Below are 23,973 nucleotides of genomic sequence, written 5' to 3' on the forward strand. Positions count from 1 at the left end.
CCCGGGGCAGCCGGTGAAGATATGGCGTACGTCCGTACGATTTGATGGGTATTGCCCGACCTATGGACCGTCAGGGCTTTGCGACCGTCCGCAGGTGCTCCTACGCTCCCGCGTCATGCCCTCACCCCTGATCAGCGTCGTGATCCCCGCCTATGACCAGCAGAAACAGCTGGCGGACTGCCTGGACTCGCTGCTCGCCCAGTCCTTCCGCGACTTCGAGGTGCTGGTGGTCGTCGACCGCTCCCCCGAGTGCCCGGCGCAGCTCGCCGAGCGCTACGCCGCCCGCCACCCCCAGGTCTCCGTGCTGCGCCTGGACGCGGCCGTCGGCGTCGGCGTCAGCCGCAACGCGGGCGCCGGCCACGCCCGGGGCGAGTACCTGCTCTTCCTCGACGCCGACCACCTGCTCGCCCGCGACGCCCTGCGGTCCTTCGCCGACCGGCTGGCCGTGACCGGCCCGGTCGACCTGCTGCTCTTCGGCCACACCCGGCAGCACGCCGGGCGGGACTGGCCCGGCGCCGCCGAGCCGCTGCTCGCCGAGGCCGGACCCGAGGTGTTCGGCCCGCTGGAGCGCCCGGAGCTGCTGGGCGCGCCCGCGCTGATCTGGGACCGCCTGGTCGGCCGCGCGCACTGGCACCAGCAGGGCCTCACCTTCCCCGACGGCCGCTACGAGGAGATCCCGCCGGTGCACCGGGCGATGCTGACGGCCGGCCGGATCGCCGTCCTGCCGCGCGCCTGCGTGCAACTGCGCCGTCGGGAGACCGTCCACCCGACCGGCTCCCCGGGCGACAGCAGCTTCGACGTCTTCGACCAGTACGAGCGGACCTTCGCGCTGCTGGACGTCCTGGGCTCCCCGGACGCCGTCCGGGAGGCGCTGTTCACCCGGATGATCCGCCACTACCTGTTCGTCTTCGAGCTGGCCGGCTGCGTCGCCCGCGCCGAGCGCCCGCAGTTCTTCCACCGGGCGGCCGAGCACCACCGCCGCTTCCAGCCCCCCGGCCACCGCCGCCCGGCCGGCCGCGAGGGCGTCAAGTTCTCCCTGCTGGCGGGCGGCGCCTACCCGGCGTTCGAGGTCGCCAAGCTCTCCCACATCGCCGCCGGCACCCTCACCGGAGCCGCCCGCCGCCGCTGACGCCGGCTCGGCGTCAGCGCGGCCCGCGGTACTCCAGGCGGACGGCGTCGAGGTCCACCGGCCGCTCGTAGTACGCCTCGGCCCAGTCGCGGAAGGCCTCCGGGGTGCCGTCGACCAGCAGCTGGAACAGGTGGTCGGCGCCGTCGGGGTCCTCGCCGTCGGCGGGGTCGAAGCGGACGTCCCCGGTGCGCCACCGATCGTCGCCGGCCTCCCGCCACAGACAGACCGTCACATCGGGCACGTCGTCGCCGGCCGCCTCCCCGGGCAGGGGTCGGAACACCTCCGGCACCGCGTCGAGCACGCCCGGCCACACCGTGCCGTCGCCCGCGTGCGGGCTCAGCGGCGACTCGTGGTCGAAGCCCAGGGCCATCGCGCCGTCGGCCGTGAAGACGATCGCGTAGGAGTCCCCGGCGCCGTTGTCCATCCAGGCCACGTCGCGGCCCGGCGCCTCGTCGGCGGCGAAGCCGTGCCGGCGGTACGGGTCGTCCGGCGCGAGAAGGGCCTCCGCCGCGGCCAACGCGCGGCAGAGCTCGCGCAGGGCGGGGACGGCCGGCAGCCGTCGGGCGACATCGTGCACACTCATGGCCGCATTCCAGCGGACGCCTCTGACAACGGCGCCGGTGACCGGGCGGTCAGCGGTGCGCGGTGCCGCCGTCGGCGGCGAGGGCGGCGGCGATCCGGCGCAGGCTGTCGGCGCGGACGTCGTCCGGCAGCGGCGGCAGGAGGTCCATCCACAGCGGCAGGGTGGAGCCGAGCAGCTGCCGCTGGCCCTCGGGACGGGCGATCAGCCACAGGTGGAGGTGGGCCGCGCCGTCGCCCCAGCGGCTCACGTGGACCCTGCCTATGCCGCCGAGCCCGAGGATCGCCCGCTCCGTGCGCTGGAGCACCGGGCCGAGCTCGGCGGCCCGGGCCGGCGGGAGGTCGAGCAGGTCGTGGTGGCCGCGCGGGTTGAGCAGCAGCACGGCGGGCAGGCCGTGCGGCTCGCCGTAGGCGCGCAGGCGCCAGTGCTCGTCGGTCCAGACGTAGTCCTCGTCCGGGCGACCGCACTCCCCGCACTCGGCCGGGCCCGCCTCGCCGTGCCGGGGAGGTTCGGGCAGCTCGGGGGCGTCCAGCGTCCGCACCCGCAGCCCGCCGCCCTCGGAGGGCTCGTACGGGAAGATCGACCAGGACGGCGCGGCGTCCTCGGGGATCGGGAGCCGCTCGCCGACCGGCAGGTGGGCGAGGAAGGGGCGGGGGGCGTCGTGAGGGTCGGTGATCATGGGAAGGACACTGCCAGACGCCCCGGGTACCCGGCCAGCCCTTTCCCGGTACCGCCCGCCGGTCGCGGCTGCGATGATCGGCACAGCCGCACAGCCGCCCCCCTGCACAGCCGCGTCTTCGCGCCGCCGCACCCCCGCACCGCTCCGCGTCCCGCCCGGGAGGACCCGCCCGTGAGCCGCCCCGACACCGCGCCCGGCACCGACCTGGCCCGCGAGCTGTCCGCCGTGCTGCGCGGCGACGTCCGCTTCGGCGCCGCCGAGCGCACCGTCTACAGCCACGACGCCTCCAACTACCGCCAGCCGCCGCTCGGCGTGGTCAAGCCCGCCGACCTGGACGACGTGCGCACCGCGCTCGCGCTGTGCCGCCGTTACGAGGTGCCGGTGGTGGCGCGCGGCGCCGGGACGAGCATCGGCGGGCAGGCGATCGGCCCCGGCGCGGTGGTGCTCGACTTCCACCGCCACCTCGGTGCCGTCCTCGCCGTGGACCCGGAGCGCCGCACCGCACGGGTCGAGCCCGGCACCGTGCTGGACGACCTGCAGCGCGCCGCGCGACCGTACGGGCTGCGGTTCGGGCCGGACCCGTCCACGCACAGCCGCTGCACCCTCGGCGGCATGATCGGCAACGACTCCTGCGGCGCGCACTCGGTGGCCTGGGGCCGGACCGCCGACAACGTCGAGTCGCTGGACCTGCTGCTCGCCGACGGCACCGAGCTGACCGTCGGCGGCCCGCTCGGCCCGGAGGAACGCGCCGCGCTCGCCGCCCTGCCCGGACGTGTCGGCCAACTCCACCACCGACTCCAGGAGTTCACCGACCGGAACCTGTCCGTCATCCGCCGGGGCATGCCCGCGCTGCCGCGCCGGGTCTCCGGCTACCCGCTGGACGCGCTGCTCCCCGAACGCGGCCACCACCTGGCCCGGGCGCTCACCGGCACCGAGGGCACCTGCGCGCTGCTGCTCGGCGCCACCGTCAAGCTGGTCGAGGACCCGCCCGCGCGCGCCCTGGTGGTGGCCGGCTACCCGGACGAGACGGCCGCCGCCGACGCCGTCCCCGCCCTGCTGCCGCTCGGCCCGCTCACCGTCGAGGGCATGGCCGCCGACCTGCTCGTCGCGCTGCTCGCCGCCGGTCCGCGCCCGCCCGTCCTGGACCGGCTGCCCGACGGCGCCTGCTGGCTGTTCCTGGAGACCGGCGGCGCCACCCCCGCCGAGGCGCTGGACGCGGCCCGCCGGCTCGCCGACGCCGTCCGGCGCGAACGCACCGCCACCGCCACCGTGGTGACCGACCCGGCCGAGCAGCGCCGGCTGTGGGGCGTGCGGGAGGCGGGCGCCGGCACCGTCACCCGGCTGCCCGGGGGCGGTGAGGCGTGGCCCGGCTGGGAGGACTCCGCCGTCCCGCCGGAACGGCTCGGCGACTACCTGCGCGAACTGCGCGTGCTGCTGCGCCGGCACAGCCTGCGGGGCGTCCCGTACGGGCACTTCGGCGAGGGCTGCGTCCACCTGCGGATCGACTTCCCGCTCGCCCAGCCCCACGGGGTGCTGGTGTTCCGGGAGTTCCTGGAGCAGGCCGCCGATCTGGTGGTCTCGCACGGGGGTTCGCTCTCCGGCGAGCACGGCGACGGCCAGGCCCGCGCCGAACTGCTGCCGCGCATGTACCCGCCCGAAGTCATCGACCTGTTCGGGGAGTTCAAGCGGATCTGGGACCCGGAGCGACTGCTCAACCCCGGCAACCTGGTCGACCCGCGCTCGCTCGACGCCGACCTGCGGTTCACCGGCCCCGCGCCGACGCTGCCACTCGCCCTGCCGTACGAGCAGGACGACGGCAGCCTCGCCAAGGCGGTGCGCCGCTGCGTGGGCGTCGCCAAGTGCATCGATACGAGCACTGGGGTGATGTGCCCCAGTTACATGGCCACCGGCGAGGAACGGCACTCCACCCGCGGCCGGGCCCGGCTGCTCGCCGAAATGCTGCGCGGCGGCGGCCCGTTCGGCGGCGCGATCGCGGACGGCTGGCGCTCGGCGGAGGTCCGCGAGGCACTGGACCTCTGCCTCGGCTGCAAGGGCTGCGCGAGCGACTGCCCGGTCCACGTCGACATGGCCACCTACCGGACCGAGTTCCTGTACCAGCACTACCGGCACCGGCCGCGGCCCGCCGCGCACTACGCGCTGGGCCGGCTGCCGCTCTGGCTGCGCGGCACGGCCCTGGCGCCCGCACTGGCGCCCGCCCTGGCCAACACCCTCGCCCGCTCACCGGCCGCCGGGGCGCTCAAGCGGCTCGCCGGGATCGACCCGCGCCGGGTGCTGCCGGTCCTGCCGCCGGAGACCTTCACCCGCTGGTACCGGCGCCGCCGCGCCGCCGCCGGCCCCGCCCCGGCGGGTGCGCCGCCCGTGCTGCTCTGGCCGGACACCTTCGCCAACCACCTGCAGCCGGAGGTGCTGCGCGCCGCCGTCGAGGTGCTGGAGCACCTGGGCTTCGACGTCCGGCTGCCGGCCGGCCCGGTCTGCTGCGGCCTGACCTGGTACTCCACCGGCCAACTCCCCGGCGCCCGCCGGGTGATGCGGCGCAGCCTGGCCGCGCTCGCCGCCACCGGGCTGCCCGCCGGCACACCGGTCGTCGGGCTCGACCCGAGCTGCACCGCGACGCTGCGCGAGGAGGTGCCGCGCCTGCTCGGCGCCGAGGGCCGCCCGCTGGCCGAACGGACCCTTACGTTCGCCGAGTTCATCGACGCGTACGCGCCCGACGCGCCGCTGCCGCAGCTGCCGGTGGACGCCGTCACCCAGACCCACTGCCACCAGCACGCGGTGCTCGGCAGCGCGGCGGACCGCCGGGTGGAGCGGCGGATGGGCGTCAACAACCGGGTGCTGGACTCGGGATGCTGCGGGCTGGCGGGCAACTTCGGCTTCGAGCGCGGCCATTACGAGGTCTCGGTGGCGATCGCCGAGCGCGTCCTGCTGCCCGAGCTGCGCGCCGCCGGGCCGGACACCGTGGTCCTCGCGGACGGCTTCAGCTGCCGCACCCAGATCGCCCAGCTCGCCGAGGGCCGCCGGGCCCTGCACCTGGCGGAGCTGATGCGGCGGGCACTGCACGCCCAGACGTCCGGCGACCGGCGGCCCCCTCGGTGACGGCGAAGCCCTGACACCGTGCGGCGCAGCCGTCACACTGACGGCACGACCACGCTCAGCATCGGCCTGAGCACAGAGCGCGGAGGGCGGAGGGCGGAGGGCGAGCAGGGCGAGGCGGCCCACGCCACCGCGGTCCACGCGCCGGCCTGAGCCTCCTCATTCGGTCCCCGGACGGTCCTCACACGGTCTGCGGCGTCTCCAGCACCTCCTTCGAGCGCGGCGAGTCCTCGGCGCAGACCGCCGTCACGAACTCCGCCACCCGGGCCTGGGGCATGCCGCGCGCGATGTCCGCCTCGCTGATCATGCCGACCAGCTCGTGCTCGGGGTGGTTGATCACCGGCAGCCGGCGCACCCGGTACTGCTCCATCACCCGCAGCACCTGCTCGACGTCCTCGTCCGCCTCCACCGTCATCGGCCGCCCCTGGGCCACGTCCCCGGCCGTCACCCGCTCCGCGTCGAGGCCCTCGGCCACGCACTTGAGCACGATGTCCCGGTCGGTGAGGATGCCCAGGAGCTTCTGCCGCTCTCCGCAGATCGGCAGTGCCCCGACTCCGCGTTCCTTCATGATCCGGGCCGCGGCGGCGAGCGTCTCGTGCTCGCCCACGCATTCGGCGCCCCGGTGCATGATGTCGCCCGCATTGGTCATGATCGGCCTCCTGACGTGCCTGCCACTGCCACTTCTCCATCGTGGTCCGGCGCCGGGAGCCCCGCCACCGGGCCCGCTACGTCCTTCCGTCGCTCTTCTCGCCGTCGTTCTTGCCGCCGTTCCTGCCGTCTCCGGCGTACCGTTCCGGCGGGTCCAGCGGCGAGCTGTCCAACACCTCCTCCAGCGGAGGCAGTTCGAGCTGCTCCATGCCGGGCAGCGGCGGGGCCTCGACCTTCCCGGGCTGCACCGGTTCCACCCCGTCCACGCCCGAGCCGCCCTGCTCCGCACCGCGCCGGTGCGTCTCGGTGGCGCTGTCCAGGAACCGCAGCAGCTCCACCGGGAACGGCAGCACCAGCGTCGAGTTCTTCTCCGCCGCGACCTCCACCACCGTCTGCAGCAGCCGCAGTTGCAGCGCCGCCGGGGTCGCGCTCATCACCTCGGCCGCCTCCGACAGCCGCGCGGACGCCTGGTACTCGCCGTCCGCCGTGATGATCCGCGCCCGCCGCTCCCGCTCGGCCTCCGCCTGCCGCGACATCGAGCGCTTCATCGCCTCCGGCAGGGCGACGTCCTTGATCTCCACCCGGTCGATCTCGATCCCCCAGCCCAGTGCCGGACTGTCGATCATCAACTCCAGGCCCTGGTTGATCGGTTCGCGGTTGGCCAGCAGGTCGTCCAGCTCGCTCTTGCCGATGATCGACCGCAGCGAGGTCTGCGCCACCTGGGAGATCGCGAAGTTGTAGTCCTGCACGTTGACGATCGCCTTCACCGGGTCCTCCACCCGGAAGTACACCACCGCGTCCACCCGGACGGTCACGTTGTCCCGGGTGATGCCCTCCTGCGCCGGGATCGGCAGCGTCACGATCTGCACGTTCACCCGGCGCAGCCGGTCCGCGACCGGCACCAGCGCGACCAGCCCCGGATCGCGCACCTCGTCGCGCACCCGGCCGAAGCGGAACACCACACCCCGCTGGAACTGCTGCACGACCCGCAGGCTCATCCCTCCCACCACGGCCGCCAGCAACAGCACCGCGACTATGACCCCGACCACCACATCGACGACCATGACGGCCTCCTCGCGCAGCAGCGAGCCCCGGCCGTCGCCGACCCGCTCCGGCCGACGGCCACCGGAACCACTGGTTCCACGCTACGCCTGCCCGGCCGGCGCCAGAACGAACCCGATTCACGGGCCTAGGATCGTCGCCATGCCGCAGTCCCCCGCCGGCCCGGCGCGCTCCTCAGGCCCGGCGCGCTCCTCAGGCCCGTCGGACCCCGCCGGCCCGCCGGACCCCGCCGACGACCCGGGCCACCCGCGCCACCCCGCCGAGGCGGCCGTCCGCGCCGTGGACCTGGCCGCCCTCGACCGGGTCGTCACCGGCTGCCGGGCCTGCCCGCGGCTGGTCGAGTGGCGCGAGGAGACCGCCCGCACCAAACGCCGCGCCTACCTGGACTGGGACTACTGGGCCCGCCCCGTCCCCGGCTTCGGCCCGCCCGACGCCCCGCTCCTCCTGGTCGGCCTCGCCCCCGCCGCGCACGGCGCCAACCGCACCGGCCGGATCTTCACCGGTGACCCCTCCGGCGACCTGCTCTACGCCGCCCTGCACCGGCTGGGCCTCGCCAACCGCGCCGAGTCCGTCCGCCACGGCGACGGCCTGGCCCTGCACGGCGTGCGGATCACCGACCCGGTCCGCTGCGCCCCGCCCGACAACAAGCCCAGCACCGCCGAACGCGACACCTGCCGCCCCTGGATCACCCGCGAACTCGAACTCTGCCGCCCCACCGTGCGCAGCGTCGTCGCCCTCGGCGGCTTCGCCTGGCAGGCCCTGCTCCCCGCACTCGACGCGGCCGGCTGGACGCTCCCCCGGCCCCGGCCGCGGTTCGGCCACGGCGCCCACGTCACCCTGCCGGCCCGCGACGGCGGCCCGCCGCTGGAGCTGTTCGGCTGCTACCACGTGAGCCCGCGCAACACCAACACCGGCCGCCTCAGCACCGCCATGCTGCGCGATCTGCTCCGCACCGCCGCCCGCACCGCCGGCCTCGACCCGGCCGAGGAGTAGCCCCCGCCCTCACCCGAACCGCGCCAGCTTCGGCCGGGCGGCCCGCGCCCACACCTCCGGCAGCGCGAGCCGGGCCCGCTCCGCCTCGGCCAGCTGCTGCCCGTAGAGCACGCCGTAGGCGAACGGCTCCCCGGTCGCGCCCGCCCGGTCCCGCAGCGCGGCCGACGCCACCACCGCGTCCTGGTGCTCCCCCAGCACCTCCTGGACGGCCCTCATCCGCTCCACGTACCGCTCCGCCGCCCGGCCCGCCACCGGCACCGCGGTCTCGCCCGCGTACCGGGCGCGCTTGGCCGCCTTCCGGGCCTCGTGCAGGGCCGCGTCCGGTGCCGAGGCGTCCGTGAGCGCCGACCGCACCCGCTCCGCGGTCCGCCGCTGCTCGCGCCCGGCCACCCGGGCCAGCTCCGGACCGGCCGCCCGGTCCGCCCGTCGGCGCAGCGGCGGGTCGGCCAGCAGCGCCGCCAGGCCGGCCGCCAGGGCGCGGCGGCGCGGGCTGTCCAGCGCGGCCACCACCTCCGGCCGGACCCGCCGGTACTCGGCCCGCCCCCAGTGCTCCAACTCCGCCGCGATCCGCTCGGGCCCGCACTCCGCGGGCAGCTCCCGCGCCCGGGCCGCCAGCCGCTCGCCCAGCACCTCGCGGTCCCGGGCCCGCCCCAGCGCCGCCGCGAGCCACCGCAACTCGGCCACCAACTCGTCCGCGGCCCCGGGCGCGAGCAGCCGCCGGTAGGTGCGGAAGGCGCTGCGCAACCGCCGGCACGCGACCCGCATCCGGTGCACCGCGTCCGGCTCGTCCGCCCGTACCGCCTCGTCCAGCCCGGCCAGCACCTCGGCCTGCGCCCGGATCCGCCCGAGCACCACCTCACCCACGGTGACCACGTCACTCACCATCCGCCCGTACCCCCTCCCGGGGCCGTCCAGAACCCCTCCAGGCTAGGCCGGCCACCCCACCCGCCACCAAGCCGCAGCGGCTCGAACTGACAGGAGCAAGCGGCGCAGGAGGTCGATCCGGCCGACCTTTGGCGCCAGAACCGCGGACCGCATCACCGGATCGAGAAGTCGGCGCGGCTGACTCTCCGGGCCGCGCCGGGCCGCTGTCGCCTTGGCAGGGTCGCGGGGACGGTGGGTGAGGGAGCGGATCCGCGCTCGGACGGACGCCGGGTCGGACTTCCCCCGTGTGGGCCCGGGCGGGCTATGGGTACAGTGCCGGGGCACCTACCGGGTCGGTGCTGCCGGTCACGGGGCCACCGACACCGGAAGTCGGCCAGGCCGACTTCCGGTGCCATCCCCCCCCGGCTTCCGCACCCCCGCCCTGTCAGGAAACCGCAGCGCCCGATCCGGCACCTGCCCGCCGACACCTGGCGCCGGAGCCCCGCACAGCGGCGCCGGATCGAGAAGTCGGCGCAGCTGACTCTCCGGGCCGCGCCGGGCCGCTGGGAGCGGGTCAGGGGCGGAGTTGGACGGCGAGGGACATGGTGTAGCCGACGAGGGCGGCGAAGAAGACGACCGCGGTGGTGTAGCGGGTGGTGAAGGGGAGGCTGGCGAGGGCGGGGTAGAGGAGGACGGCGGTGCCGGCGGCGAGGTCGGCGAGGTAGAGGCCCCGGGGTGGGACGGTGCCGGTGGTGCGGGCGGCCCAGCCGGTGGCGACCAGGAAGCCGGTGAGCAGGATGAAGCCGGACAGCAGACCGGAGCCGATGCTGGAGAGCACGGGGTGGGGTTCGGGCGGGAGTTCGCCCTCGGGAACGGCCGGGCGCACCCGGTGGGCGATGGCGAGGGCGCCGACGGCGACGGTCACGCACGCGGCGGCGCTCAGCAGGGGGGCGGGGTTCATCGGCGGCTCCGGGAGGTCGTGCGGTGGTGGCCCAGGGCCGCCGCGAGGGCGGCCGGGAGGAGGACGGTGAGGACGAGCACGGCCGTCCAGGCGGTCGGGTCGAGCTCGCCGGCGGGCGGTGCGGCGGGCGGCGGGGGCGCCGCGGCGACCACCGCGACGGTGGCCGTCGGGCCGGGGGCGGGCGGCGGCGCCGGGGGCGGGGGTTGCGCCGTCCAGCTCGGCGAGGCCTGCACCGGGGCGGGGGCCGGTGGCCGGACGGGCGGGACCGCTTCCACGGTGATCGGGGCGCGCGGTGGGGGCGGGGGCGGTTTCACCGCGTGCGGCGGGGGCGGGGGCGGTGAGGGGGCCAGGGCGGCCGGGGAGGTCGGGGAGGTCGGGGAGGTCGGCACCGCCGGCGAAGGCGGAGCGGGTGTGGACAGCGGCGAGGGCGAGGGGGCCGGCGAGGGGTCCGGGGATGGAGTCGGCGCGGCGGTCGACACAACAGGCGACGTCGACGTCGGCGAGGGCGAGGGCGGCGGGGCCGACGGCGACGGCGACGGGCAGTGCCACGGCCAGGGCCAAGGCGGCCACGGCGGCCACGGCCGCGGCGGCGCCGTCGGCCCCGGGCCAAGGGCGTAGTCCATCGCCCGATTGTCGGACCGTCCCACCACCCCCGTCAGGGCCTGACGGCCCTTCACCCGACCCGCGCCCCGTCAAACCCATCGCCGCGGTGAACTCCCCACCCCCGATCCCCGAACACACGACCGCTGCGGGACAACCTGTGCCCGGATCCGGCCGTACCCGGGGACGCACCCTCGTGCCCGATGTAAACGCCGTGACATACTCCCGAACGTGATGACGACCTCCACCCACGCGACGAGGGCCCTGCGGGCCGCGGTGTTCACCGCGCTCGCCGTGCCGCTGTCCGCGCTGGGCCAGGTCCTCATCACCGGCCGTCCGCTGCCGCTCGCACTGGTCGGGATGGCCACCGCCGTCGTCTTCCTGGTGTCGGCCGCGCTGGCCGGCGGGGAACGGCGGCTGTCGCAGATCGCGGCCGTGATGGTCCCGGTCGAACTGCTGCTCAACACGACCTTCAACCTGGGCCAGACCAGCTGTGGTCCGGTCCTCGGCGGCGACCTGCCGGCCCGCGGCATGAACCTGCTGGTCTGCGGTGGCGGCTCGGTGGACGGATCGTCGCTGTTCTACGGCCAGTTGGGCCATTCCGGACGGCTGGCACCCGCCGCCACCCAGGTACTGCTCCTGCTGGTGCACCTGGTGATCGCGCTGGCCGCCGCCGCCTGGCTGCGGCTCGGGGACGCCGCCCTGTCGAGCCTCGGGCGGGCGCTGCGCGCGCTGCGCCAGGCCGTCGCCGCGCCGCTGCGGGCGCTGGTCCTGCTGCTCGTCCCGGCGCCGGCCCGGCCGGTGCTGCGGGTGCCGCTGCCGGTCTCGGACCGCCGCCGCCCGCGCCGCGAGGACGTGGTGCTGAGCCCGGCGCCGCGCCGCGGCCCGCCGCTGCTCGCGCCTGCCTGCTGACGAGCCCCTGAAACCCGGCCCCTCGCCCGAAGTCCGAAGAAGCGACGGCCGGTCCTCCGTGGGCCCGCGGCGGGCGGCGCACGACTCCGCCTCCCGTCCAGTCACCCCTCCGACCCCGCGCGCCCGTGCCGAGCACGCCGTGCCGCGCGCCGGAGCGGGACACCCCCGTGCGCCCTGTTGCGCGCCCCCAATACGGAGTTGACCGAGCATGGCTCAGCCCACCCAGAAGCCCTCCCAGAAGCCCTCCCGCAAGCAGGCCCAGAAGATCAGCGCCCGCGAGCGCATCCAGGAGGCCCAGCGCCAGGAGAAGCAGGCCGCCAAGCGCCGCCAGCGGATCGTCGTCGGCGTCTCGGCCGTCGTCGCGCTCGCCCTGGTCGGCGGCACCGCGCTCGCGATCAGCATGGCCGGCGACAACAAGTCCTCCTCGACCGCGGCCGAGCCGACCGCGCTGGTGGTGCCGGCCAACACCTCCGGCCCGGACGGCACCGTGATCACCTACGGCAAGCCCGACGCCGCACACACCCTCCAGGTGTTCGAGGACTTCCGCTGCCCGGTCTGCAAGACCTTCGAGGCCACCAACGGCGACACCATCAAGAAGCTGGCGGACGACGGCACCGTCAAGGTCGAGTACCACCTGGCCGCGTTCCTGGACAAGAACCTCGGTGGGAAGGGCTCGCGCACCGCGCTGGCCGCGATCGGCGCGGCGGTGAACGAGGGCGTGGACAAGTTCAAGGCCTACCACGACGTGCTGTACGCCAACCAGCCGGACGAGCGCGAGGACGGTTTCGGCGACGTCAACCACCTGCTGCAGCTGGCCGACCAGGTGCCGGGGCTGAAGTCGGACGCGTTCGTCAAGGCGGTCACCGACCGGACGTACGCGCCGTGGGCGAAGAAGGTCGCGGACGCGTTCAACGACAGCGGGGTGACCGGGACCCCGACGGTGAAGGTGGACGGCAAGCCGCTCACCCTATTCAGCGGCAACCGCGCGATGACGCCGGAGCAGTTCACCGCCCAGGTGAAGCAGGCCGCGGGCTTGCAGTGAGCACCACCGGCCCGGCCGATTCCCGGCCGGGCCGGCCCCTTCCTCACCCACGGAGTGCTCTGCCATGACCGCATCGACCGCTCTGCCCCCCTCCTCCCCGTCCTCCCGCCCCGCCTCCCCCGCGCCGGCCGCGCCCGGTTCGGCGCCGATCGGCGCGGGCCGCGCGTTCTCGGTCTTCCTCCTGATCGCCGCCCTGATCGGGCTGGCCGCCTCGGCCGTGCTGACCTTCGACAAGCTCCGCATCCTGGAGGACCCCTCCTACATCCCGAGCTGCAACCTCAACCCGGTGATCAGCTGCGGGTCGGTGATGCGCACCGACCAGGCCGAGGTGTTCGGCTTCCCCAACCCGCTGCTCGGGCTGGCCGCGTTCGGCGCGCTGGCGGCGGTCGGTGCCGGGCTGCTGGCGGGGGCCGCGTACCGCCGGTGGTTCTGGCTCGGTCTGCAGGCGGGGACGCTGTTCGGGGTGGGCTTCGTGCACTGGCTGATCGACCAGGCGCTGTACGACATCGGCGCGCTCTGCCCGTACTGCATGGTGGTCTGGGCGACGGTGGTGGCGCTGTTCTGGTACACCACGCTGCACAACCTGCGCTCCGGGGTGATCCCGGTCGGGCCGCGGCTGCGGCCGGTGGTCCGGGAGGCGGCCCGCTACCACTGGGCACTGCCGGTGCTGTGGGCGGCGGTGATCGCGCTGCTGGTCCTCAACCGGTTCTGGTCGTACTGGTCCACGCTGATCTGACGCCGCGCCACCCGGACGGTCCGCCGGTTCGCCGATCCGTACGGCGTTCGCGACCCCGTACGCGACCAGTTCTCGTCCTGGACCCGAAGTGTTCGCGAGGCATCGAGTACAGGCCTCCTCCCCTGCTAGAGATGACGTGTCCCCGACGGATCCGGGTCGGCCGCAGCTGCGGCGGCCGGGTCCGGTCCGGGGGCACCGTCGTCCCTACACCCGGTGAGAGGAGGTGACCTTCATGAAGAAGATCGCCATTCGCAAGGCGGGCTCCGTCCGTCTGACCAGCGGCGCCTCGCTCTACGGCGGCGGGCCCTGTGGCCCGACCTGGCCGCCCGTGGTGCTCCCGGCCTAGTCCCGAGCGCTACGACCCCGGCGGCGGGCGTTCCAGATCCCCGCCCGCCGCCGGTGGCCCGCGCCCACCGGCCGAGCCCACCGGCCATGCCCGCGAACCGCACCCGCGAACCGCGCCGAGGACCAGGCGCGCCGACGACCCGTGCCCGGCGATCCGCTTGGAGGAGCGATGCCAGACCGGCCTGCCACCGCACCGCCGCCCGGACCGGCGAGCGACGACCACCCCGCCTCCGAACAGCCGCACGGAGCAAGCCCGTTGGCCTTCCACCCGCTGGTCTTCCAGTCGGAGGGCGACGAAGTGACGGTCGGCCGGCTCGACGAGGGCACCTTCGTCGTACTGCCCGCCGACGGCGCCGCCCTGCTGCGGCGGCTGGTCGACGGCGCCGAACCCGCCGAGGCGGCCCGGTGGTACGCCCGGAGCTACGGCGAGACGGTCGACATCGCGGAGTTCGTCACCGACCTCGGCGAGCTGGGCTTCCTGCGCGACCCCGACCAGGCGCCCGCGCCACCGCCCGCGCCGGTGCGCTGGCAGCGGCTGGGCCGTGCGGTGTTCTCCCCCGTCGGCGCCGCGCTCTACCTGGCGCTGCTGGCCGGTTCGGTGGTCGTCCTGGCCCGCTCGCCCGAACTGGTCCCCGGCTACCGGCACCTGTTCTTCACCCCGTACCTGTCGGTGCTGGTCATCGTGATGTTCGTGGCCCAGGCGCCGCTGATCCTGGTGCACGAGGCCGCGCACGCGCTGGCCGGCCGCCGGCTGGGCCTGCCGTCCCGGCTGTCGGTGGGCCGGCGGCTCTACTTCGTGGTGGTGCAGACCGAGCTCGACGGCCTGGTCACGGTGGACCGCCGGCGCCGGATCCTGCCGATGCTCGCCGGGGTGCTCGCCGATCTGGGCGTCCTGGCCGTGCTGACGCTGGTCGCGGCCGGCACCCGGCACTCCGACGGCGCACTGTCGGCGGCCGGCGGCGTCGCACTGGGCCTGGCCTACTCCACCGTGCTGCGGGTGATCTGGCAGGCCCTCTTCTTCCTGCGCACCGACGGGTACTACCTCGTCGTCACCGTCCTCGGCTGCGTGGACCTGCACACCACCGCCAAGCAACTGCTCGCCGACCGCTGGGCGCGGCTGCGCGGCCGCCCGGCCCCCTACGACCCGGAGGGCTGGCACCCCCGGGACCGCGCGGTGGCGCGCTGGTACTCGGTGCTGATGGCGCTCGGCTACGCGACTGCCCTGGCGACGCTGGCGGTCAACCTGCCCCCGATCGTGACCAGGGCGTCCCGGTCGGTGCTCGACCAGCTGTCCGCGGGCGGCGGCCACCGCTGGGCCGGGCTGGCCGACAGCATCGTCTTCCTCTTCCTGACCGTCGGTGAACTCGCCGTCTCCACCGCGCTGTACCTGCGCGAGCGGCGGGCCCGGCGCGCGGCGGCCGTCCCCGACGCGCTCCCGGCGGCCCCGTGATCCCGCGCCGCCCTCCGCCCCGCGATCCAGCCCCCTCCCGCCCCGCTCCCGCCCCTCCCGTCCCGCCCGCTCCCGTCCCGCCGCCCCTGGAGGTCCGATGTCCACACCGCCCACCGGATCCGGCCACCACGTCCTGGTGACCGGGAGCCTGCGCCGCGACCGCGCCGCCGCCCGCGCCGCGCTGGCACTGCCGGCGCCGCTGCTGCCCGGGCTGCCCGAGGTCTCCGCGCACCGCCGGCTGCGCGGGCCGTACACGGCGGCCGGTACGGTGCTGCGCGCCGTGGTGCCCGCGGCGGCGGAGCGCTGGCCGGAGCTGGTCGCCGCGCACCAGGTGGAGCTGCTGACCGCCGCGCCGGAGCTGCGCGAGCGGGTGCCGGCCGACCGGGAGACGCTGACCTCGCTGGCCGTCCCGCAGGAGCGGACCAGGTTCTACTCGCGCTGGCGGACGCTGCGCATCGCCCACGGCCTCCAGGAGTTCCTGACCGAGCTGCTGACCCGGCGGGCCGACGGACCGCACGCCCTGGTCCTCGAGGACCTCGACCACGCCGACCCGACCGACCTGGAGTTCCTCTCCGTCCTGCTCCGCCGCACCGACCCGGCGCTGCTGACCGTGGTCGCGGGCGGGACCGCCGCGCTGCTCGACCCGCTGCCCGTGGACCGGGCGGTGGAGGCCGGCACGCCGCTCGGCGAGAACCTGCCCGAGGTGCTGACCCGGTACTGCGCCCTGGTCGAGGCCCCGGCCGCCCCGAACGACGAACCGCAGGACGAGCCGCAGGACGAGCCGCAGCGCGGGACCGACCCAGGCGCCCTCGCCGCCCGCTACGTGGCCGCGGACGGCACCGACGACGACCCGGCCGTCCTGGCCGGCTACCGGGCGCTGCCCGTACGGGAGCGCCGCGAGCTGCACGACCGGCGGGCCGCGGAGCTGGCCGCGCTCGGCGAGCCCTCGCTCGACCTCGGCGCCCTCCCCTACCACCTGGAGCACGGCACCGACGTGGGCGGCGCCGGCCTGCCGGCCCTCGCCAAGGCGATGGACGCCTGCATGCTGCTCGGCTTCTACCACGCCAGCCTGGAGTTCTGCCGCCGCGGCCGCTCCCACCTCGACCCGGTCGCGTTCCCGCAGGCCTGGTGGCACTTCACCGGCAAGATGCCCACCTCGCTGTCCGCCCTCGGGCGCGCCGACGAGGCCGAGGCGGTCTGCCAGGAGGTCCGGGTCCACTCCGTCGACCCGACCGCCCACCTGCAGTGCGCGTACGCGACCGCGATGCTCTACACCCGGCACCGCTCCCCGGACCGCCGCGACCACGAGCGGGCGGTCGCCTGGATCAACCAGGCCATCGCCATCGCCTCACTGCTGCCGGACCCGCGCCAACGCGCCTTCAACACCGTCTTCCACAACAACGGCCTGGCCCTCATCGAGGCGCACCGCGGCCGCCCGCAGGCCGCGCTCGACCTGGTCACCGCCGGGCTGGCGGAGCTCGACCGGGACCTCGGCGCGGACGAGCACGGCCTGCACCGCTCGGTGCTGCGGCACAACCGCTCCACCGTGCTGACCGGCCTCGGCCGGCTCGACGAGGCGCTCGCCGACCTGCGGTCCGTCATCGACAGCGACCCGAACTACCCCGAGTACCACTTCGACCTCGGCAACCTGCTGCGCCGGCGCGGCGACGAGGAGGGCGCCCTGGCCGCGTACGAGACGGCGCTGCGGCTCGGCCCGCCGTTCCCCGAGGTGTACTACAACCGCGGCGACGTGCGCTGCTCGCTCGGCGACGTCGAGGGCGCGCTCGACGACTTCGGCTACGTCCTGGTGCTGGACCCGAGCTTCGTCGACGCCTACGTCAACCGGGCCGGGCTGCTGCTGGACGAGGGCGATGTGGCGGGGGCCGAGCGCGACGCCCTGGCCGGCCTGGCGCTGGCCCCCGGGAACGCCCACCTGCTGGCGGTGCTGGGCCGGGTGCACGCCGAGCAGGACGACCAGCGCTCGGCGATCGAGGCCTTCGACCGGGCGCTGAGCACCGATCCGGACCTGCTGCCCGCGCTCTGCGGGCGCGCCGGGGCCGCCTACCGGGCGGGCGAGCCGGAGGCCGCACTGGCGGACCTCCAGCACGCCGTCAGCCTCGCGCCCGGGGATCCGCTGGTGCGCTACAACCGCGCCTACGTACTGCTGCGCACGGACCGCTGGGAGGCGGCGCTGGCCGACCTGGACATCGCCGCCGCGCTGCTCCCGGACGACGAGGACGTGCTCGCCGCCCGCGCCGAGTGCCTGGCCCGGCGCGCCGCGACCACCGGCTGACGGCGAGCCCGTCGCGTTCCTCACCCGCGCCAGCGGTCGACCACGACGCGGGTGCGGGAGAGGACCGCGACGGCGAGCCGGGCGGCGGCGTCCAGCACCGAGTCGGGCGCGGCCGGCCGGTGCGGACCGCCGCCGGGGACCGTCCGGGCGGGCTCCGGCGGCACGGGCGGGGACGGCGGGGCCGGTGCCGACGGCGCTGCGGCGACCGCCGGGCGGTCGGTCAGCCGGCGGGCCCGGTCGGCCAGGGCGCGCCGGCGCAGCGGCAGCAGCGTGCCCGGCGGCAGGCCGAAGCACTCCTCGTAGGAGCCGGTCAGCGACTCTGAGGGGATCCGGCGGCCGGCCTCGATGTCGGAGAAGACGCTGTGCGCGCTGTAGCCGAGCCGCTGGGCGAGCGCCCGCATCGACAGTCCGCGCTCCAGCCGCAGCCGCCGCAGCGCCGTTCCGAACTCCTCGCCCGCCAATTCCGCGCGGGCCGCTTCCGAATCCGGCCGAGCGGCCTTGTCGGACACTCCCGCAAATAACTCCCGACCGCCACCCGGGAAGGTCCGGCGCCGGTCGCCGGCGGAGTTCTGGACCACCATGGAATCACCGCATTCCTGAAATCGTGCGCTGCCCTGGAAACTCACGGTCGCCGCCGCCCGGGCCGTGTTCCTCCGGGCAGAACGGCGCTGACCTCGGCCGATCCCGGCCGAGGCGGAGCGGCCGACACCCCCCGAGAGGCCGGAGCGGATTCACCCCCCAGAAATCTGGGGGTCTTCCGGCCCTGTTTCCGGCGCCCTTCCCCCGGGGCGTCGGAAATATCGGTGACAGCCTTGCGCAATAGTCCCGCAACAGGGATCAGCATGCCCCTCGGCGCCGCCCCCGTCAATGGCGTGAAGCATCGTCCGAAAGGCCCACGGAATTCCCGGCGGACGCCTTTCGCCGCAGGCCTAACCGAAGACCGCCCGGCGGAAGGCGTTGCGCAGGTCGGTGAGCGGCCGGAAGTCCCGGTCGTAGTGCACCTTGTTGGTGAGCAGCAGCGCCCAGCGGCCGCGGCGGCGGGAGACCCAGACGCCGGTGCCGGTGAAGCCGTAGTGGACGAACGTGCCCTCGGCGGGGTCGGTTCCGGCGGCGCAGAGCCAGGACAGGCCGCGGGCGGGCGCCAGCCCACCGGTCTGCACCCGCAGCGATTCGGCGATCCACGGCTCGCCCCACGGTGGCGCCGCCCCGGCGGGCGGGGCGAGCAGCGCGGCGAGGAAGCGTTCCAGGTCACGGGCGGTGGAGAAGGCGCCGGCGTTGCCGGAGACGCCGCCGAGCAGCCGGGCCGAGGGGTCGTGGACGACGCCGCGCAGCACCGCGCCGACCGTCGCCTCGTACGCGGTGGGGGCGGTGCGGTCGGCGGGTTCCGGGCCGAGCGGGCCGTAGCGGGTGTCCGTCATGCCGAGCGGTCGCCAGGTCTGCCGGGCGGCGAGTTCGTCGAGCGGCGCGCCGGCCAGGGACTCGACCAGGTGGCCGAGCAGCACGGCGGCCCGGTCGGTGTACTCGACGGCGGCGCCGGGCGGACGGTGCAGCGGGGCGGCGAGCACCCCGGACAGGATCGCCGCCGGGTCGGTCCCGTAGAGTTCGGCGAACCGGGTGCGCAGCGGCAGTCCCGCGGTATGGGTCAGGAGTTGACGGGCCGTCAGCATTCCGGCGGGGCGGCCCCCGGCCGGCGGCCAGTACTCGCCGACGGGCCGGTCCAGCGGAAGGCGGCCGGCCTGCCACAGGGCGCCGGCGCACGGCCAGAGCGCGACGATCTTGGTGACGCTGGCCAGGTCGAAGACCGTGTCGTGGTCCATGAGCCGCTCACCGCACGGGCCTCGGCCGAGAACGCCGACCCGGCCGCGGCCCCGGACGCCGTCCGCGTCGCCGACCGACCAGACGCCGCCGGTCCCGGCGGTCCGCAGCCCGGTCGCGACCAGTCGTTCCAACGGACCGCCGGGGGCCGCGAGTTCGGCGAGCGGGGCGGGTCGCACCGATCCGGTCATGCGTGCCGCCCCCTGTCCCGCGGTCCCTCCCGAGCGGGCCCCTCGGACCCGTCGGGAGGCTACCCGTCCGGAGCCCGGGTCAGACGGCGGGCGCGCCGCCGAACTCCTTGCCGAGGCAGATGCTCTGCTCGTGCTCGCGGTAGAGGCCGAACTTCTCGATCGCCGTGTAGCCCTCGGAGGTGTACAGGGCGACGGCCTCCGGCTGCTCGGTGCCGGTCTCCAGGATGAACCGGGTGCGCCCGGCCTCGGCGGCGGTCCGCTCCAGGTGGCGCAGCACCACCCGGGCCAGCCCCCGGCCGCGGGCCACCGGCCGGACGAACATCCGCTTCAGCTCGGCGTCGGTGGCGCGGATGCCGAACGGCTCGGCCTGCTTGGCCCGCCAGCCGCCGCAGGCGACCGGCTCGCCGTCCAGGTAGGCGACCAGGAAGAGCCCGGCCGGCGGGTCGAAGTGCTCGGGGTGCAGCTCGGTGAGGTCGGCCTCGCCGTACCGACGCACGTACTCCTGCTGCACCTCGGCCGCGAGGAGCTGGGCGTCGGGGTGGCCGAAGCCGGTGATCCGGATCTCTGTGCTGCCGCCCTTCGCGTCGCGCACGAAGGTTCCGCCGTTGGTGGTGCTCTCCATGGTGGTCAAGCGTACGGCCCGGGCTCAGCCCGCCTCGGGGCGGCCCTCGAAGCGGGCGACCAGCGCCTCCTTGCCGAACATCCGGGCGGTGTCGACGGCGGACGGAGTGCCCGCGGCGGGGTCGGCGCCGGCGGCGAGCAGGGCGTCGAGCACGTCGTCACCGCCCTTGAAGACGGCCCCGGCGAGCGGGGTCTGGCCGCGGTCGTTGGCCCGGTTCGGGTCGGCGCCGCGCTCCACCAGGGCGGTGACGGTGGCGGCGTGGCCGTGGTAGGCGGCGAGCATCAGCAGGGTGTCGCCGCGGTCGTTGGTGAGGTTGGCCGGGGCGCCGGCGTCGACGTACGCGGCGAGGGTGGCGGTGTCGCCGGCCCGGGCGGCGTCGAACAGCTTGCCGGCCAGGGCGATCACATCGGCGTCGGGGGTGTCGGTCATCTCGGGGCCTTTCTCCGGGGACGCGCCCGCGCGGGGGCCCGTCGGGGGTGGTCGGTGTCGCGCCGGACGCACGCTAGCGCACGCCGCGCGGGCGCGAGGGCCGCGCGGCCGTTCGGAGGAACTTTCCGGACGGGAGCGGCAAGTCCGGTAAACCACCCATTTGCCCCGTTCCATCCTCTATTACCTTTTGTCACGATTGTGGCACTTTCCGTGGCACCGTCCCCGCACCCTCCCCCGAGGAGCAGCTCGTGATCCTCTCGATTTCCGGCATCGTCCTGTTCGGCACCATCGCCTTCCTCTTCTTCCGCAGGGACGGACTCAAGGTCTCCCATGCCCTCGTCTGCGCCCTCTTCGGCTTCTACGTCGCCGGCTCCTCGATCGCACCGAGCATCACCGCCGGCGGCGCCAGCCTCGCCGGCCTGCTCGGCGGCATCAAGTTCTAGCGCGTTCTCCGAGACACCCCCCGGGCCCGGGCGCGGATCCCACCGCCCGGGCCCGGCCGTTGCCGCAAGCCCTTCCCACCGACCGTCCCACTCGCCCGGGGAGCCAGGAATGCCGCTCAACCGCCACCACCTCAGCAAGGGCCGCGACCTCGTCCGCACGGCCGGCGACCACGCCTCCGACATGTTCGCGCCGCTCACCGTGATCGGCCGCGGGCTGCGCCACCACACCGCCTGGGCCAAGGAGCGCTGGCGGAGCACCCCCAAGGACCGGCGCGGCCCGACGCTCTTCCTGACCGCCGCGATGCTGACCGGGATCTACCTGCTGCCGCACGGCCTGCTGTTCGCGCTGATCGCCCTGATGGCCAGCGCCGCCTGGACGGGCCGCGCGCCCAAGGCCCCGCCCGCCGCGCCCGAGCCGGACGTCGCCGACGTCAAGCTCACCGCGCTGTACGCCGCACTCACCCCGTACCTGGCCGGGCCGGAGGGGTTCGGCCCGCTCTACCACCACGAGGGCGGCTACCGGGACGTCTTCTCCGGGTGGGAGTTCGACGCCGAGGGCCGGCTGGCCCGGCTGGAGATCGCCTACCCGCCCTACTTCACCGACACCGAGCCGGCCGCCCGCGCCCGGATCGAGCAGGTCGTCCAGGGCAAGGCCGGCCGGGCCCGGGAGTACCGCTTCGACTGGGACGAGGAGTCCAACAAGCTGCGGATCGCCGCCCTGGCGCCGCTGCCGACGGACATCGCCGCCCAGCGGTTCGTGGCGGCCCCGGGCGAGATCGTGCTCGGCTTCACCGACGAGAACGGCAGCGCCCGCACCATCCCGGTGCACCAGGGCGGGGCGCTCGCCCAGCAGCCGCCGGTGGTCTGGCGCACCGGCCCGCGCTCGGCCGAGCCGCACCTGCTGGCGCTCGGCGTCAGCGGCTACGGCACCTCCAGCCTGATCCGCTCGGTGGCACTGCAGGCCCTGCCGTTCGCCGACCTGGTGGTGATCGACGGCGCCGGGACCGGCGAGCACGCCTGCCTGGTCAACCGGCCCGGGGTGCACACGGTGGAGACCAGCCTGCACGGCGCGCTGGCCGCGCTGCAGTGGGCGGCCGGCGAGACCGAGCGCCGGCTCACCGTGCTGAACGCCGCCCGGCACGCCGGCACCGCCCCGCCGGAGGACGTCTCCCGGCCGCTGTGGCTGCTGCTCGACCACCCCACCGAGCTGAGCGAGCTGGCCCACGCCGAGGGCCGCCCGGACCCGCAGGACCTGCTGGAGCTGCCGCTGCGGCACGGCCGGGCCGCCCGGGTGACCGTGGTGGTCGCCGACGACGTCGAGGCCCGGGACCGGATCTCCCCCAGCGTGCGGGCCACCACCCGGGCCCGGGTGGTGCTCGGCCCGGCCGGCCCCGAGGAGGGCCACGCGGCGCTCGGCGTGCCGCTGGACATCGTGCCCGCCGCCCAGGCCCCCGCCGGGCGCGGCTACGCCCGGATCGGCACCGGCGCCCCGGTCCGCCTCCAGGTCCCGGCCACCGTCGATCCGCTGGACGAGGACGCCCCGGCGGCGCTGCGGGACGCGGTGATCGCCCTGCTGCCGCACCGCGACACCCGCACCGAGGCGCCCGCCCCGGCCGAGCCCGCCGCCGGGCCGCACGCCGGGGTGGACCTCGCCAAGGGCCCGGGCGCGCTACGCTTCCGCCCGCTCGCCTGATCGCCCGGCCGGCACCCGGACGGGGAGGGGCGGCGCACACCGCCACCCCCCGTCCCGGTAGGCTCGTCCAGGAACGGCCGATCGATCACCAGATGTGAAATAGGTGACACCTGGGGTGATATCACCGGCCAGATGTGACAAATCGGGCGCCGGTGGGTACAAACAGGGGCGGCACGACAGACGACGCATGTCCCGGGACGGGAATCTTCGTCGGAAGCCGAGCGTTAACCGAACGACGAAGAACAGCGACCACTAGTCCTGTGGGCCATAAGCCCGGGAGGCACGATTCATGAGCGAGCGAGCTCTCCGCGGCACGCGACTCGGGGCCACTAGCTACGAGACCGACCGCGGTATCGACCTGGCTCCCCGCCAGACCGTCGAGTACGCATGTCAGAACGGACACCGATTCGAGGTTCCCTTCTCGGTCGAGGCGGAGATCCCCGCGACCTGGGAATGCCGTTTCTGTGGCCAGGAGGCGGCACTTCTCGACGGCGACGAGCCGGAGGAGAAGAAGGTGAAGCCGACGCGCACCCATTGGGACATGCTGATGGAGCGTCGGACGCGCGAGGAGCTGGAGGAGGTGCTGGCCGAGCGGCTGGCCGTTCTCCGGTCCGGTGGGATGAACCTCGCGGTGCACCCGCGGGACACCCGCAAGAGCGCCTGACCCCGCTCCCGCCCGCCGGCGGGAGCACGCGAAAAGGGACCCTGGTCACCAGGGTCCCTTTCGCGTTGCCGGGCCGGGCCACCCGGTTCGGGCGGCCCGGCCCGCGGTCAGCCGTTGATCGGCGGGCGGTAGGTGGTGTCCAGACCCTGCGGGCCGGCCTGCGGGCCATCGCCCGGCTCGACCACCTCGCCCTGGATCACCTTGCCGTCCGGGCGGTGGATGCGCAGCTGCTCCTGCAGCCGCATCGCGTCCGCGAGCGGGTCGGTGCCGACGCCCGCGGTGGAGCGCAGCGCCTTGTCGGCCACCCGGCGCCCGGCCGCCCGCCACAGCACGCGGGTCGGCGGGAACAGCAGGGTCAGTGCCAGGGCGTCCGAGAGGAAGCCGGGCAGGATCAGCAGCAGGCCGGCCAGCACGGTCAGGCTGGTCCCGGTCTGCGGCTGCTTGGACTTCGGGTCGCGGGTCTGCTCGAAGGCCGCCGACAGCGCCCGCGCGCCGGCCCGCTTGATCAGCGAGCCGCCGATCACCGCGCCGGCGATCAGCAGCAGCACCACGGTCAGGCCGCCCAGCCACGAGCCGACCTGGACCAGCAGCCAGATCTCCAGCACCAGCCAGGCGGTCAGCAGCAGCGGCAGCACCCGCCGCAGCTTCGAGCGCGGTGCCGGACGGGCGGGGGAAGCTTGCTGGGTCACGGTACGAATCCACTCCAGGCGG

24 protein-coding genes are annotated in these 23,973 nt (G+C 75.4%); 12 read left to right on the forward strand and 12 right to left on the reverse strand.

Annotated elements, in window-relative coordinates:
• Positions 1-115: 115 nt before the first annotated feature.
• Positions 116-1,129, forward strand: coding sequence for a glycosyltransferase (locus ABZW10_RS16855; RefSeq protein ID WP_355365497.1), 1,014 nt, complete (start codon positions 116-118; stop codon positions 1,127-1,129).
• A 13-nt stretch (positions 1,130-1,142) separates the two neighbouring features.
• On the opposite strand, the gene ABZW10_RS16860 is transcribed toward ABZW10_RS16855, so the two are convergent.
• Both ABZW10_RS16860 and ABZW10_RS16865 read right to left on the reverse strand, forming a co-directional pair.
• Complete coding sequence (locus tag ABZW10_RS16860) at positions 1,143-1,712, reverse strand: hypothetical protein (protein WP_355365500.1); 570 nt, start codon at positions 1,710-1,712, stop codon at positions 1,143-1,145.
• A 49-nt stretch (positions 1,713-1,761) separates the two neighbouring features.
• Positions 1,762-2,388: a hypothetical protein gene (locus tag ABZW10_RS16865; RefSeq protein ID WP_355365503.1), complete on the reverse strand. Its 627-nt coding sequence runs from the start codon at positions 2,386-2,388 to the stop codon at positions 1,762-1,764.
• A 171-nt stretch (positions 2,389-2,559) separates the two neighbouring features.
• Between ABZW10_RS16865 and ABZW10_RS16870 the strand changes: the two genes are divergently transcribed.
• On the forward strand, positions 2,560-5,502 hold the full coding sequence (locus ABZW10_RS16870) for an FAD-binding and (Fe-S)-binding domain-containing protein (RefSeq protein WP_355365506.1): 2,943 nt from the start codon (positions 2,560-2,562) through the stop codon (positions 5,500-5,502).
• 178 nt (positions 5,503-5,680) lie between these two features.
• Here the strand turns inward: ABZW10_RS16870 and ABZW10_RS16875 are convergent, their stop codons facing one another.
• Both ABZW10_RS16875 and ABZW10_RS16880 read right to left on the reverse strand, forming a co-directional pair.
• A complete protein-coding gene (locus tag ABZW10_RS16875) occupies positions 5,681-6,148 on the reverse strand; it encodes a CBS domain-containing protein (protein ID WP_355365509.1) in 468 nt (155 codons plus the stop codon).
• Positions 6,149-6,224: 76 nt separating this feature from the next.
• Complete coding sequence (locus ABZW10_RS16880) at positions 6,225-7,211, reverse strand: slipin family protein (RefSeq protein WP_355365512.1); 987 nt, start codon at positions 7,209-7,211, stop codon at positions 6,225-6,227.
• 139 nt (positions 7,212-7,350) lie between these two features.
• On the opposite strand from ABZW10_RS16880, the gene ABZW10_RS16885 reads away from it, so the two are divergent.
• Complete coding sequence (locus ABZW10_RS16885) at positions 7,351-8,202, forward strand: uracil-DNA glycosylase (RefSeq protein WP_355365515.1); 852 nt, start codon at positions 7,351-7,353, stop codon at positions 8,200-8,202.
• Between the two features lie 9 nt (positions 8,203-8,211).
• On the opposite strand, the gene ABZW10_RS16890 is transcribed toward ABZW10_RS16885, so the two are convergent.
• The 3 genes from ABZW10_RS16890 to ABZW10_RS16900 all read right to left on the reverse strand — a co-directional run bounded on the left by ABZW10_RS16890 (position 8,212) and on the right by ABZW10_RS16900 (position 10,302).
• The gene (locus tag ABZW10_RS16890) at positions 8,212-9,087 is read right to left on the reverse strand and encodes a CHAD domain-containing protein (protein ID WP_355365518.1); all 876 of its coding nucleotides are present in this window, start codon (positions 9,085-9,087) and stop codon (positions 8,212-8,214) included.
• Positions 9,088-9,640: 553 nt separating this feature from the next.
• A complete protein-coding gene (locus tag ABZW10_RS16895) occupies positions 9,641-10,027 on the reverse strand; it encodes a hypothetical protein (protein ID WP_355365521.1) in 387 nt (128 codons plus the stop codon).
• Positions 10,024-10,302 (reverse strand): hypothetical protein, encoded by a 279-nt coding sequence (locus tag ABZW10_RS16900; RefSeq protein ID WP_355365524.1) that lies wholly within the window; start codon positions 10,300-10,302, stop codon positions 10,024-10,026. The genes ABZW10_RS16895 and ABZW10_RS16900 overlap by 4 nt, the downstream gene beginning before the upstream one ends.
• A gap of 136 nt (positions 10,303-10,438) precedes the next feature.
• Between ABZW10_RS16900 and ABZW10_RS16905 the strand changes: the two genes are divergently transcribed.
• From ABZW10_RS16905 to ABZW10_RS16930, 6 genes are all read left to right on the forward strand, one after another.
• The gene (locus tag ABZW10_RS16905; protein ID WP_355365526.1) at positions 10,439-10,645 is read left to right on the forward strand and encodes a hypothetical protein; all 207 of its coding nucleotides are present in this window, start codon (positions 10,439-10,441) and stop codon (positions 10,643-10,645) included.
• 216 nt (positions 10,646-10,861) lie between these two features.
• Positions 10,862-11,539, forward strand: a complete 678-nt coding sequence (locus tag ABZW10_RS16910) for a hypothetical protein (RefSeq protein ID WP_355365529.1) — start codon at positions 10,862-10,864, stop codon at positions 11,537-11,539.
• A 208-nt stretch (positions 11,540-11,747) separates the two neighbouring features.
• The gene (locus ABZW10_RS16915) at positions 11,748-12,581 is read left to right on the forward strand and encodes a thioredoxin domain-containing protein (protein WP_355365532.1); all 834 of its coding nucleotides are present in this window, start codon (positions 11,748-11,750) and stop codon (positions 12,579-12,581) included.
• Positions 12,582-12,645: 64 nt separating this feature from the next.
• Positions 12,646-13,317 carry a vitamin K epoxide reductase family protein gene (locus ABZW10_RS16920; RefSeq protein WP_355365535.1) on the forward strand — a complete coding sequence of 224 codons (672 nt, stop codon included), beginning with the start codon at positions 12,646-12,648 and terminating at the stop codon, positions 13,315-13,317.
• A gap of 514 nt (positions 13,318-13,831) precedes the next feature.
• Positions 13,832-15,112, forward strand: coding sequence for a hypothetical protein (locus ABZW10_RS16925; RefSeq protein ID WP_355365538.1), 1,281 nt, complete (start codon positions 13,832-13,834; stop codon positions 15,110-15,112).
• 97 nt (positions 15,113-15,209) lie between these two features.
• Complete coding sequence (locus ABZW10_RS16930; RefSeq protein WP_355365541.1) at positions 15,210-17,405, forward strand: tetratricopeptide repeat protein; 2,196 nt, start codon at positions 15,210-15,212, stop codon at positions 17,403-17,405.
• Positions 17,406-17,425: 20 nt separating this feature from the next.
• Here ABZW10_RS16930 and ABZW10_RS16935 read toward each other — a convergent pair whose 3' ends face one another.
• From ABZW10_RS16935 to ABZW10_RS16950, 4 genes are all read right to left on the reverse strand, one after another.
• On the reverse strand, positions 17,426-17,914 hold the full coding sequence (locus ABZW10_RS16935; RefSeq protein WP_355365544.1) for a helix-turn-helix domain-containing protein: 489 nt from the start codon (positions 17,912-17,914) through the stop codon (positions 17,426-17,428).
• A 420-nt stretch (positions 17,915-18,334) separates the two neighbouring features.
• Complete coding sequence (locus tag ABZW10_RS16940) at positions 18,335-19,411, reverse strand: serine hydrolase domain-containing protein (protein ID WP_355365547.1); 1,077 nt, start codon at positions 19,409-19,411, stop codon at positions 18,335-18,337.
• A gap of 79 nt (positions 19,412-19,490) precedes the next feature.
• A complete protein-coding gene (locus tag ABZW10_RS16945) occupies positions 19,491-20,033 on the reverse strand; it encodes a GNAT family N-acetyltransferase (RefSeq protein WP_355365550.1) in 543 nt (180 codons plus the stop codon).
• A 24-nt stretch (positions 20,034-20,057) separates the two neighbouring features.
• Positions 20,058-20,462, reverse strand: coding sequence for an ankyrin repeat domain-containing protein (locus ABZW10_RS16950; RefSeq protein ID WP_355365553.1), 405 nt, complete (start codon positions 20,460-20,462; stop codon positions 20,058-20,060).
• Between the two features lie 248 nt (positions 20,463-20,710).
• Between ABZW10_RS16950 and ABZW10_RS16955 the strand changes: the two genes are divergently transcribed.
• The 3 genes from ABZW10_RS16955 (at position 20,711) to ABZW10_RS16965 (ending at position 23,262) form a co-directional block, all read left to right on the forward strand.
• The gene (locus tag ABZW10_RS16955) at positions 20,711-20,905 is read left to right on the forward strand and encodes a hypothetical protein (RefSeq protein WP_355365556.1); all 195 of its coding nucleotides are present in this window, start codon (positions 20,711-20,713) and stop codon (positions 20,903-20,905) included.
• Positions 20,906-21,014: 109 nt separating this feature from the next.
• Positions 21,015-22,598 carry a hypothetical protein gene (locus tag ABZW10_RS16960; RefSeq protein ID WP_355365559.1) on the forward strand — a complete coding sequence of 528 codons (1,584 nt, stop codon included), beginning with the start codon at positions 21,015-21,017 and terminating at the stop codon, positions 22,596-22,598.
• Between the two features lie 289 nt (positions 22,599-22,887).
• On the forward strand, positions 22,888-23,262 hold the full coding sequence (locus tag ABZW10_RS16965) for an RNA polymerase-binding protein RbpA (RefSeq protein ID WP_355365562.1): 375 nt from the start codon (positions 22,888-22,890) through the stop codon (positions 23,260-23,262).
• A 107-nt stretch (positions 23,263-23,369) separates the two neighbouring features.
• Here ABZW10_RS16965 and fxsA read toward each other — a convergent pair whose 3' ends face one another.
• A complete protein-coding gene (gene fxsA, locus ABZW10_RS16970) occupies positions 23,370-23,951 on the reverse strand; it encodes an FxsA family membrane protein (protein WP_355365565.1) in 582 nt (193 codons plus the stop codon).
• Between the last annotated feature and the right edge of the window lie 22 nt (positions 23,952-23,973).

Origin of the sequence: Kitasatospora sp. NPDC004723 (genome assembly GCF_040609255.1) — a bacterium.
In the GTDB taxonomy this organism is placed as follows: domain Bacteria; phylum Actinomycetota; class Actinomycetes; order Streptomycetales; family Streptomycetaceae; genus Kitasatospora.